Origin of the sequence: Prevotella sp. TCVGH (assembly GCF_023522295.1) — a bacterium.
In the GTDB taxonomy this organism is placed as follows: Bacteria; Bacteroidota; Bacteroidia; order Bacteroidales; family Bacteroidaceae; genus Prevotella; species Prevotella timonensis.
Window position 1 is genome coordinate 1 of record NZ_QFFX01000069.1, and the last position, 12307, is coordinate 12307.

Annotated in this window: 11 protein-coding genes and 1 pseudogene; 6 read left to right on the forward strand and 6 right to left on the reverse strand. The window is 39.3% G+C overall.

The window, feature by feature from the left end:
- Window positions 1-170: 170 nt before the first annotated feature.
- From DEM91_RS10625 to DEM91_RS10635, 3 genes are read right to left on the reverse strand one after another with little or no spacing between them, the layout of a single operon-like run.
- On the reverse strand, window positions 171-1997 hold the full coding sequence (locus DEM91_RS10625) for a UvrD-helicase domain-containing protein (RefSeq protein WP_249858905.1): 1827 nt from the start codon (window positions 1995-1997) through the stop codon (window positions 171-173).
- A 3-nt stretch (window positions 1998-2000) separates the two neighbouring features.
- Window positions 2001-3923 carry an ATP-dependent nuclease gene (locus tag DEM91_RS10630; protein WP_249858906.1) on the reverse strand — a complete coding sequence of 641 codons (1923 nt, stop codon included), beginning with the start codon at window positions 3921-3923 and terminating at the stop codon, window positions 2001-2003.
- Between the two features lie 7 nt (window positions 3924-3930).
- Window positions 3931-4134: a helix-turn-helix domain-containing protein gene (locus tag DEM91_RS10635; protein ID WP_249858907.1), complete on the reverse strand. Its 204-nt coding sequence runs from the start codon at window positions 4132-4134 to the stop codon at window positions 3931-3933.
- A gap of 355 nt (window positions 4135-4489) precedes the next feature.
- On the opposite strand from DEM91_RS10635, the gene DEM91_RS10640 reads away from it, so the two are divergent.
- The 6 genes from DEM91_RS10640 (at window position 4490) to DEM91_RS10665 (ending at window position 8972) form a co-directional block, all read left to right on the forward strand.
- Window positions 4490-4798, forward strand: a complete 309-nt coding sequence (locus tag DEM91_RS10640) for a DUF3853 family protein (protein ID WP_249858908.1) — start codon at window positions 4490-4492, stop codon at window positions 4796-4798.
- A complete protein-coding gene (locus tag DEM91_RS10645) occupies window positions 4795-5847 on the forward strand; it encodes an AAA family ATPase (RefSeq protein ID WP_249858909.1) in 1053 nt (350 codons plus the stop codon). Before DEM91_RS10640 ends, DEM91_RS10645 begins: the two co-directional genes overlap by 4 nt.
- 180 nt (window positions 5848-6027) lie before the next feature.
- Window positions 6028-6918, forward strand: a complete 891-nt coding sequence (locus tag DEM91_RS10650) for a CHC2 zinc finger domain-containing protein (RefSeq protein ID WP_249858910.1) — start codon at window positions 6028-6030, stop codon at window positions 6916-6918.
- 102 nt (window positions 6919-7020) lie between these two features.
- A complete protein-coding gene (locus tag DEM91_RS10655; RefSeq protein ID WP_249858911.1) occupies window positions 7021-7368 on the forward strand; it encodes a plasmid mobilization protein in 348 nt (115 codons plus the stop codon).
- A complete protein-coding gene (locus DEM91_RS10660) occupies window positions 7365-8291 on the forward strand; it encodes a relaxase/mobilization nuclease domain-containing protein (RefSeq protein WP_249858912.1) in 927 nt (308 codons plus the stop codon). Before DEM91_RS10655 ends, DEM91_RS10660 begins: the two co-directional genes overlap by 4 nt.
- Before the next feature lie 21 nt (window positions 8292-8312).
- On the forward strand, window positions 8313-8972 hold the full coding sequence (locus DEM91_RS10665) for a hypothetical protein (RefSeq protein ID WP_249858913.1): 660 nt from the start codon (window positions 8313-8315) through the stop codon (window positions 8970-8972).
- Window positions 8973-9028: 56 nt separating this feature from the next.
- Here the strand turns inward: DEM91_RS10665 and DEM91_RS10670 are convergent, their stop codons facing one another.
- From DEM91_RS10670 to DEM91_RS10680, 3 genes and pseudogenes are all read right to left on the reverse strand, one after another.
- The gene (locus DEM91_RS10670; RefSeq protein ID WP_249858914.1) at window positions 9029-10708 is read right to left on the reverse strand and encodes a hypothetical protein; all 1680 of its coding nucleotides are present in this window, start codon (window positions 10706-10708) and stop codon (window positions 9029-9031) included.
- A gap of 8 nt (window positions 10709-10716) precedes the next feature.
- On the reverse strand, window positions 10717-12006 hold the full coding sequence (locus tag DEM91_RS10675; protein ID WP_249858915.1) for a YhcG family protein: 1290 nt from the start codon (window positions 12004-12006) through the stop codon (window positions 10717-10719).
- A gap of 12 nt (window positions 12007-12018) precedes the next feature.
- Window positions 12019-12307, reverse strand: a pseudogene (locus tag DEM91_RS10680) (site-specific integrase); the annotation flags it as partial.

The window sequence follows — 12307 nt, forward strand, 5'->3', positions numbered from 1 at the left end:
TATTCCTTTCTTCCTTTACAGGCTTATGAAATTATGTGCATGAGAGGAGGGGTGCAACTGGGTTTTACGACTGACCCCAAATTTATCGGAAAAGGTGTGTAAAGCGCACATCTGCATAAGCTAGTCGAACGATTCACAAAGAATACTTGTTCTCGCTTGAGTTCTAAGCATTAATCTGTAAAACCTAATTCTCCTTGTAGGTTGATATAACGTATATCTATGTTCACCCCAGCCAAGGTTCTCCTAATAGTTTCATCTGCGATAGACTTCGGTACTGCAAATGCCAGAAATTGCGTAGCTCTGGAACAAGCTACATATATCATACGCTGGCTCTCAGTCATATTTCTTATAGCTCTTCGTGGGAAATCATTTAGCGAAATACCCTGCCCTATACTATTTGAAGATAAGAACAATAGTACTGCATCTAATGTAGCACCCTTAACAGCATGTATAGTATCAATGTTCTTATGATAGTCGCTACTTTCATCCCTTGACTGATGAAACCGCTCGACTGGCACATTTCCCATTTCTTTCATCTTATAGCCCTTCTGTCTCTGATATGGCACAAACCTAGGTTGCTCATCAAGTTCCCAAAAATCATGCAATAACACACATGTTTGTTCAGACCATTCCTCAAAGCTCAAGGAGAAAGATGGTATTTGTTTCAGAAATCCAAATATCCTTGCATTCCAGTCGATATTATGTTCTATTTCATGAATAAACTTCCGTTTTGCGTCAGGGCTATCTTCTGCCATTAATCCAGACAAGACCAAACGTATTTTTCGGAAGGCATAATCCATATCACCAGCCTCCGATGCAAATACGGCATCAATCAGAAAATATGGAAAATCGGATTTCCAATATTTGAAATTTACATCCTTAACACCAGACAGTTTTTTACATTTATCCACACCACGTGCCAATATGATTCTACTCAGCAAATTATTATCCTCACAAACTTGGTAGAAAGCTCGAATAATATCCTTAACATTACCATCATCATACTTATACACTACAATCGGAATTCCTTTATCCTCCACTCCATGTGAAGTAATAGCAGACACATTATTTGATTTCAGTTTGCTATACAAGTCTATTATACGTTGGTTAGAACGTCTACATTCAGATAGTGGTAAAACATTCCAGTCCTGTTCTTCCATCATACTTTGCAGCAACTCTGGCTTGGCATTATTGAACCCATAAATGGACTGGCAAATATCTCCCACAAACTCAAGGTTTTGTAAGCCAGATCTCTTTAACAGTTTGAAGAAATCAAAATGCAATTCAGAATTATCCTGCGCCTCATCAACAATAATGTAGGGGAAACGAGCAACAAGAGCCCTCGCTATTTCCTGATGATTTTTTAATATATTACAGGCCATCCATAAAGCATCGCCACTTGTAATAAAGCCTTTACTTAATCGATAAGTAAATACGGTCTCGCAGTATTCAACTTCTTTTGCTTTGTTTATTGTATTATGATTCCATCTATATCCGTTCTTTTCTCTAGAAACCAAGGCGGGGCTTTTCTTATAAAGTACCTTGTCATATTGCTTTTTACCAAATTTACTCAAAGGTTGTATTGGATAAGAATTCCATTTCCCATTCCTAAACACATTGTTGAAATAAATTGGATTAAGTATCTCTTCCTCATTCACGACTATTGGTTTCTTCTTACAAGCATCGCAAAGATACCAAAATGGAAGAACTACATATTGCATGATAAAACTATCAATAGTCAGCACTTCATTGGGAAAAGTCAACCTTTCATCATGCATTTCCCTATATTTCTGCTTTAACTCAGCACAGGCTTTATTAGTAAACGAAAGGCTAGCAAAACCAGTATGTTTTCCATAACGTTCTACACAATATTGCGACACCGCACGTAGTTTCTTTACAATACTTGTAGTCTTTCCGCTTCCAGGGCAAGCCGTCAATATGGTATGCCCTCTTGCGTCAAGATATGCCTGTCGTTGTGATGTTAAATCATATTCCATGATTTACAGAACCAGATGAGATATTGCTTCTTGAATATATGTAGGCACTGTGAACTTCACATCACCACCTGCCTCAATCTTATCTATCAAGAATGAATTCAATGTTTGGGCAAACCTTGCCTTTCCCGGTAAACATTTCCACATGAGTAACGCAACATTCTGCTGTTCCACATCATTCAAATCACGCTCACCTATACTATCAATATAGGCTTCAACCTTACCAATACCATCTGTATTCTCTCGTTTTATAAGTTCGTAAAGCCAATTACCTTTGATGGCATCTTTATTTCCTGTTACGTTAGCTTTACATATTTGATATTCCAGTGTTTTCTTTCCTGAACATATCTTTATTCCTGCTTGCCCGTTAGCCATTGCTGTCATATTGTTGACCCTGCCAGTTTTATGCCCGTTGTTAATACTATCTCTTAAGACATTCAGTTGTGCATAATTGTCTGCTATGAGAGCGTCAAGATTAAACTCTTTATCCTTAGATTCTGTAAATTGGTCTTCGTCTGTCACAAAAGCCGCATGAATTGGCAACCTTTTCTTATCATCAGATGAATTGAACAGCATCAGGAATTGGTAGAATGCCGTTCCATCTGTATCAACAATTTCTATCTGATGGTCAATGAGTGATTTGCCTATCAATTTAGAAAATGTTTCAACCAATTGGCATTCTGATATGCCTTCAATAAACAGGCATCCATTAGAAAAAAGCAATTGTGAGCGAGTCACATCAAAATATCGTGCTATCATACTACGATAGCTTTTTACCTCATTATTCTTCAACAGTCTGTTATTAGCTGCAACGTCGCGAACAATATTCTCTGAATGTCTATCTTCAAAGCACTTCCCAACATGATATGCAGCATTATTTTTCAGCAGAATGAGATTCTCCAATGGTATCTTTGATGTTAAAGTCGGCGAATGGGTAGTGATAAATGTCTGGCTATTCTCACTGGTATCTGCATTCTTAAGAAAGTTATATAGATTTACCTGCAATTGTGGGTGAAGGTGAGCTTCCGGTTCTTCAATCAATAATGCATATATACTCACATTATCATCTGTATGACAATCTTTAATGTCACTCAATACCGAAGCTATATATATCAAGTTGTTGTATCCAAGGCTATTTTGAGTCAGCACAAATCCATTCTTGTCATCTTTAGAAAATGGCAAGAAAGGTTTTATGATATTAACGATATACTCTATTCGATTCTGCTCTATATGCAACTCAACATCCTGAAGGTCTGACCTGTTTATTTGGTTTAGGTTATCGTTTATACCAGTTTGAGTTGCTTTAACCTCTTGTCTTTGCAACAGCTGGTCATTTGCTGTATTTACTATTCCTTTTACGTCTTCTTCCGAACCTGCCCTGTCTATCTTTCTTTTAATCACTCTTCCCAGCAAGTTATTTCGAGTGCTCATCAAGTCACGAGTACTGTCACGTAATGCCCCCAAATAATAAGGATGAAAATAATGGAAAGTATCCCAATCAGCACGGAGGCCATTCTCTTCTTTTCCTGTAATATAGGATGAATAAATTCTACCTTGTTCTTTTATTTCAAAACTCAAATGGACTCTGGCAACCATAGTACCATCATCTTTTCTATCCAAATATTGATAAAATGCACCTTCTTGTTGTGATGATAATCCTTCAAATAAATAACATATGTCAATCCTCGTCGAAGGATTTACCATTTTAGTACCATTTGTATTTTGTGTAATCTCAACATAGAAATCTTCTTTTGTTATTTCTATATCTCGATTAGGCTCACCCCATGAATAGAAAAGGCGAATCGCGTCCATCAAAGATGTTTTCAACTGCCCATTAGCTCCGATAATTACGTTCAAATTCTTATCGAGTTCCACCAATAGTTCCTTGATTCCCCGAAAATTCTTTATATAGATCTTACTTAGATACATAACTTTTTTATTTTATTAATTCTTTTGGTGACACACCAAGCAAGTCCGCTACTTTGAAGATGATAGTGAGGTTGGGTTGCTTGCGATTGCAAACATAAGCGTTGGTGATGCTGAAACTCATGCCTAACGCTTTGGCGAGCCATGTTTGGGTGATGCCTCGCTTCTTCAAATGCTCCTTAATCAGGTTGCTGTGCTCTTTCTTTTGTCCCATCGGATGATTATTTATCTTGATATTGATTACAAATTTATGAACTTATAATGAATAAAACGAAGAAAGACGGTACTTTCATGCAACTGAAAATAGTTTTTCGAGTAAGAGGAACCCAAAAGGTATCTCTTAAACAATCAATAATGATTGAGAAACAACGTACGTTTGCCCGAAATAGTCTACTTTTTGAATATGTATTTAGCGTTCTTGATAGCCATGATTTCCTTACATTTCCCTATACTTCCCGCTATATCCCAGCTTCTTGGAATAACATCAAAAGCCCTCTACTTTTGTACCGTCAGAGCTGACTGAATGCCCTATGCGCAAGGGCGAGTTATTCATTTCAAGAAATTGGATTATGACGATAAACGAATTACTGGACAAGCCTGTTTGGCAGATGACTGGTGAAGAATTACTTTTCCTTGCACTACATGGTAATATATCCACGAGCGGGGAATTAACAAAGGCTTCTTCCTCCAAAGAAGAAAAGCGATATGTGTATGGGTTGGCAGGCATTGCACGCCTCTTCGGGTGTAGTTTGCCTACAGCGAACCGTATAAAGCAGAGTGGTAAAATCAATCGTGCCATTACACAAATCGGTCGTAAGATTATTGTTGATGCTGACCTTGCTCTCGAACTGGCAGGGCGAAAGACAGGAGGACGATGATGAATACAACAGATTATGAAAACATATGGCAAAAGTCGCTCATTCATATAACCGATGAGTTTACACTTCCTCCAGTTGTACTACAAGCAGGTGAAGCCATTATTGGCACACTGGGGAACTTCAGTGTATCGACAGGTAAGGCAAAAGCTAAGAAGACTTTCAACATGAGTGCCATCGTTGCAGCAGCCCTTGTCAATGGGCAGGTGCTGGAATATCAGGCATCATTTCCTGAAAATAAACGCACAATTCTTTACTTTGATACGGAACAAAGTTCTTATCATTGCCAACTTGTGATGCAACGTATTTTGAGATTGGCAAAACTGCCAATAGACAAGGAACCGCAGAATTTGAAGTTCAGTCATCTTAGAGCCATTGCTGACCCTAATGAACGCAGAGAAATTATTCATTATGCCATTTACAATACACCCAATGTGGGTTTGGTAGTCATTGACGGCATTCGGGATTTGATGCTTGACATCAACAATTCAACGGAGGCAACCAAGTTAGTGGGTGACCTGATGCAATGGACGAGCGAGCAAAATATCCACATCCAAACCGTGCTTCACCTCAACAAGGGCGATGACAACGCACGAGGACATATTGGGACGGAACTCAACAACAAGGCTGAAACAGTTCTTCAAATCACAAAGGACAACACTATGCCTGAACGCAGTATTGTTGCACCTTCCATCATTCGTTCCAAACCTTTTGAAAAGTTTGCCTTTCGGCTCAAGGAGGTTGAAGACGATATTTGCATACCCCAAATAGATCTCTCGTATTCTGACAATGAACGGAAGTTACATCGTTTCTCCTACCAAGAGTTAAGCACTAACGAACATCGAAAGGCGTTGGAACAAGTATTCTCTACAAGCGAAATTTTGCCATATAGTAAACTTATCGTAGCTCTCAAAGAGGCTTATGCTAAGATTGTGGGGCTATGCTATGGGCAAACTAAGCTCAAGGAACTTTTGCAATTCTTGCTCAACAAAGGTATAGTGGTTAAGGAAGAACGAGGAAAATATCGGCTCAGCCATAATTCTCTACAATAAAACCTTTGGTCGGTCGGACACAGGCTATATATACCTGAACCAATCCGACCAAATAGAAATAAGTTTGGTCGGTCGCAAATGGGTGCCTATAGTGTTCGACCGTCCGACCAAACAAGAATCAACCAACCTCCAAAAGAAAAAGGCTGGGGCAAATTCATTTCAACTTAAAACAACATCACAATGGTAATACAACACATCAAGCAAATTTCTATCACAGATTATTTGCAACAACAGGGCTATGTGCCAGCACGAGTACAAGGCATTCACTATTGGTACTACTCTCCGCTGCGCAACGAAAGTACACCATCATTCAAGGTAAACACAGAACGCAACCAATGGTATGACTTTGGTTCGGGCGAGCATGGCGACATCATAGACCTTGTATGTGCTTTGCATCGTTGTTCTATCAGCGAAGCCATCCAGCTTTTGAGTGGTGCTGAACAAGTAGCGCATCAAGAATTTTCTTTTGGCGGTGAAAGAAAAATCTCCGAGCGCAAATTGGAAATCCTATCTGCGCAACCGCTCTTCAATCCCTATTTGCTCCGCTATCTCGCAGCACGTGCTATTCCTCTTCCCGTAGCCAGCACCTACTGCTCGGAAGTTCTATTCCAAAATATGAATCGGACATACTATGCCATTGGATTTGCAAACGATGCTTTGGGATGGGAAATCCGCAATATGTATTTCAAAGGATGTATCGCCCCGAAGGCTATTACAACGATTAAAAGAGGAACCGACCGCCTACAAATCTTTGAGGGATTTATGGATTTTCTCTCGTGGCAAGTGCTAAATCCTTCTTCAACCTCCGATGCCATAGTTCTTAATTCTTTGGCTCTTTTGCCACGCATACATGAGAAGATAAAAAGTTACAAGCAAGTAGAAGGTTTTCTGGATAATGACGATGCCGGGCGAAAATCGTTTGAAGTTTTGAAGCATTTTTGCCCATCTATCATAGACGGTTCTGTTCGCTATCGAACTCACAAAGATATCAATGAATGGCTCGTTGCTCAATCCAAAGTGAAAGAGAAACAGCCGTTATTACTGACCACGAAACGTGGCATCAGAAGATAGCGTGTATCAGGGAAGCAAGTTTGTGTTTTGAGTATCTCAAAACCTACTTGCTCCCACCATTGGGAAGTGAAAATCCCGTTGGTCTCATCAAAAAACAAGAATATGGAACAGAAGAGTAAAGGTGGGCGACCCACCAAGACTTTATCAGAGAAACGGAAATACCAAGTGCTTCTTCGGCTTAATACAATGGAGTACTACACCTTGTTGGGAAAAGCACGTGAAGCCTCTATCACTCGTACTGAGTTTTTACGTCAGCTCATAACAAATGCAGAAGTAAAGAGTCGAATCAAGCCAGAGGAAATGCAACTCATCCGTACAGTTTCTGGCATGGCTAACAATCTTAACCAGATTGCCCATCGGCTCAATGCTTTCGGCATCTCTGCACTCAACGAAGAACTGAATGCGCTGAAACAACTTATTCACGAACTTATGAAACGATTGAAGCCATGATTGCCAAGATTATTAAAGGAACAAACTTCAGTGGAGTTGTCAATTATATGCTCAGCAAACGTGAAGATAAAGTCAAAGTCTTACAAGCCAATGGCGTGCGCAGTTCTTTTCCATATGACATTGCATACGACTTCAACTTGCAAGCCTCTATGCGTCCGAATGTACAAAAACCAGTTTGTCATACCATACTCTCATTCTCAGCACATGATTCAGAACGACTAATAGATGCAACAATGGTGAAGATTGCCAACGAATATCTTCATAAAATGGGCTATGGCGACACACAGAATCTTATTGTAAGGCACAGCGACCGCCAGCATCCGCACCTACACATATGTATCAATCGTATTGGAAATGACGGCAAGACCATCAGCGATCGCAATGAGAAATACCGCTCTACGAAGATTTGCCGAGAACTGACTGAGCGCTACGGTCTGACACTTGGCGAAGGGAAAAAGGCGGTAAATCGCCAACAACTGCGAGGAGAAGATAAATTGCGCTATGAGATTTTCGATGCCATCAAAGCTGTGTTGCCCCAATCGAAAAATTGGAAAGACTTTGTCGCAGACTTAGAGAGGCAAGGCATTGCCACTCGTTTCAAGACGAAAGGCAATACCGACGTAGTGCAGGGAATCATCTTTGAAAAGAATGGTTGCAGTTTTAGTGGCTCAAAAATAGACCGTTCCTGCTCTTTCTCTCGTCTTAATGCGGAGATAGAGCGGAATTCACAACGGCAAGAGCAAAGCCATCTACAAAAAGAGCCAATGGCACATCCAGTCGATGAAAACAGTTTAACTTCAGACTTTTCCGAAGCAATCAGCGAAGTGTTCACAATGCCGATGCCAAGTAGTGGTGTAGATGTAGATGAACTCCGCTTTCAAAAGAAACTCCGCAACAGAGCCAACCGTAAACGTAGAATTTAATCACTTCTAAATGATAAACGTATGAATAACGAAATAGCACCTATTCTTAACAACCTTGAAGAACTCAAACAAGAATGCAATGTCATCAGTAAAGCACAGATAGAACTGCACACTGCTCTTGCAGAACAGCCTACCAACTCAAAATCAGAGCGCAACACAACGCAAGAGACCGTACAAATTCATCTCTCAAAAGAGACGCAAGCTAAAATCAAGGAACACCAACTTTTTGTTTTGGAGGCACTCTCGCAATCAAACAAGAAACTCGACCCGAAGTTTGAAACCTTGCAACAGCTCATCAAAGAGCAACAAAAGCCCGTAGAATACAAGAACTACTCACTATTCGCAAGCGTTCAATTATCCGAGCGCATACTACTTGGATTGGTTTGTGGGCTGGTTATTGTAAGTTGTTGGTTCTTCGGTATGGGAGCCAACAAGCTACAAACAGCCTCCGATTACGACCTGCGTTACCATTATCTGCGTATGCAGGGCAAAGCTACCGCTTCAGACTTCGCATATCTTGACAGCATATTTATAACTCATCGCAATTCCAAAGCGATTCAGCAGTTGGAGCAGAATGTCGTAGATTATGAGCAAGCCTTGCAAAGACAAGCCGAGTTATTGTTGCAACAGAAACGTATTCAGCAGGAGCAAGGGGAATTGAAGAAGTGTTTGGAGAAATAGCCGCCCAAGAAATTGTTTAACACAGTTCCTTGGGGTATATTTTATGTAGCTACCATTCATGTTGAGTAGCTTGTAATCATATTAGATAGATGTTCTCCAAATAAAAATTCTGTTTCTGATGCCTGTAGCCTCTTGTTTTTTAAATAATTATCATACATATATGTGTCAAATGAATTTAACAAGTTTGCTTCCTGTAAGTACTTATCGAGTATGTCCTTGAGAGATATAGTCCCATCAGATAATTCTTTTGCACATGAAATCAGTGTATCTAATCCCATAATAACAGGCACAGAAATAAATACCTTTTTATTGATAGGATTGTCGCTTATTATGTCTGAGAACTCTTGTGTCACAAAAGCATTTACTCCTATTGCAGAGAAAGATCGATCTGTCGTTACTATAATGGGGTATATTTCTGATATGTTATTTATACTTGAATCGAACTCCTCCATTAGGTTTTCTAGTAGAATTCTCCTTATGTTATAGAACAATTGTCCTGCACCTTTCTTCTTCTTACCATATTTACAGAGCCTATCATTAATTCCCCGTTTTATTGCTTGGATGTCTTGCGAGTATTTAATATTGTCCCCTAGTGTAACATCTTTGTACTCAAATAGGAATAAAGTTGTTCCTATACGCAAATATAAATCAGGCTCCCCTGTAACCCCTTTTTGTTTTAACTCTTCACCTGTAAACATCTTGGTTTTGCCATTGTCTGGATAAATCTTTTGCATTAATCTATACAGAAGGTGCCGCTCGGAAAATCTTGTAGCTAAATCTGAGTTGAAGTCAGGATATGTTTTGTATTTCCCATTCAGAGACTGAAAAAAGTCAAATTTCAATCCCTGATAGAACTTATCTACCAAAAGATTTGCATTGAGAAGAAGATATGTATCATCTGTGATTTTAAGTAGAAAATGATCTCTGAAATATTTTAAAGCGTTGTGTTCACTCCATAAATCCTTACAATCTTGAAGACTAACCATGTACTGATTGAAAAAGCGAACATCATTCTCTATTTTTGTATCGACCTTTATATATTGACTTCTTAGAGAAGCTTCAAAAAAACCAAACAACCTTGAGATGTATTCTTGCCAATTTTCAACATTCTTATTGTTGCAAAAAGATTTTAAGAATTCAACGTACTCCTTGTCACCTTCGCAAAAATCAAAAAAGCAGAATGCTTTATACAACTGTACCTTAAAATCTTTATGCAACTTAAACTCCACTATAGGTAAGTCTATTAGCAAAGACATAGAGACTATATCTTTACTAATTCGATTGTCAATCCCTTGTGATTGTTCATCTGTCCAGCGCTGGTTGCAATAAATTACAGCTTTAAATACTGCTTCATACTCATCTTGGCATAAAGATAATTCTTTGTCATCTTCTTCGTGAGGTGTAAAGTTCTGAAGCGCTAATCCCATCAAAAGCATACTTCCATAGAAATCTATATAACTAATAGATTTATGCTTCCATATGAATTCTTGAACTTTCTTCCTAACAGTCTTAGGTAGATATTTATTCATCTCATGTACCATCTCACGTTGAAGAGATTGATTCCCAAAAGAGTATGTTATTTGATTAGTCTTTTGCGTAATATGATGCAATACAGATAATGTCGGGATGTTTTTTAATAAATCGTGCGCATTCACTGATTTATAATCACTGTATATTCCGTCATAGCCTAAGACAACGAGTATGTCAGGTATAGAGGACTTCATTTTTGTTTTCATTTTACTCATTATTGTATATTTCGTTTTTTCTCTATAATCTTATATAATTCTTCCTCTACTTCCTCCACCGTAGGCAGAACCGATTTTAGATTATCGGGGATAGCCTTTGAAAGTTGGTAATCGCTGACACCAATTGGCTGGTCGTAGCCAGAAAGGGCATATTGTGCCACCACCTTATCTCCTCCATTGCAGAGGAGCAAGCCGATCGTCTTGTTGTCGTGTTCGCCACGGAGGGTATCATCCACTACATTGATGTAGAAGTTGAGTTGTCCCATGTATTCGGGCTTGAATGGTGTCGCTTTAAGTTCGATAACTACGTATGCGTGTAGTTGGATATTATAGAGGATAAGGTCGGCATAGAAATCAGAATCACCTACTTCAAAATGCTTCTGCTGTGCTACAAACGCAAAGCCACTGCCCATCTCCAAAAGATATTTAGTGATATGAGAAACCAATTGCTTTTCAATGTCTCGTTCTGCCATTTTATCTGTTTGTCCCATCATATCAAAGATGTAAGGGTCTTTCATCAGATAGTTAGCAAGATCGCTTTGCGGTTTGGGTAATCGTGCCGAGAAGTTACTCACTTTCTTTGCGGTAATCTGCCGAGCAAACAGGTTTGTTTCAATCTGCATTTGCAAAACATTACTGCTCCAACCATTGGCAACTGCCTGTGTGATATACCAATAGCATTCACCTAAAGGTAGTTTGCTATTAAGTAAAATTACATGGCTTGCCCAGTTGGTGCGAACAATGGCAGATTGCTTGAAGATATCCTCTATCTTGCTAATGTCGCTGTGATAGATAGCCGACAGCATTTCAGAAATCTCTCCTAATTGCGCAACAGGCTGTTGCGTAATTATATTTCCTTGAATATCTGTGGCTTGTATTTGCGCAAGAGGCTCTTGCGTAAATTGATTTAGTTTGCTCGTTAGTTGTAATATATTATCAACCGAAGGACTATTAAACCATCTTTCAACCTTACCCATTTCTGTTAGAACCTCCATAGGATAAGCCTTTGCAAACTGGCACATATAGATAAGATTACGAGTGGAATATCCCTTCTTGCCTGGATATTTAGAACGTATTGCCTTAGAAAGATTGTCAATGACTTTGCTTCCCCAACCTTCTTTCTTTTGGAGGTAGAGGATAAAATGCCCCACCTTCCAATAATGGAAGAGCATATCAGCATTAGCCGAAGTAATCATGCGCACTTGTGTATGTTCAAGGTCGGCACCGATGGCTCGTACAACGAGAGATAAATCTTGCTTATAGGCTTTCTGTATTTTATCTTGGCTCATATTGTCTTGGAGTTATAATTGATTGAATTTACTCATAGCATTCGCCTTGATGTCGTCTGCAATATCAATATACGGCTTCATTGCCTTGTAATCACTGTGTCCTGTCCACTTCATCACAACTTGAGGAGGAATACCCAATGCAAGCGCATTGCAGATAAAAGTGCGGCGACCTGCATGTGTGCCAAGCAGGGCATATTTAGGTGTAACTTCGTCAATACGCTCATTACCTTTGTAATACGTTTGGCGCACAGGCTCGTCAATCCCTGCCATTTCTGCTAATTCCTTGAGATAGTCATTCATT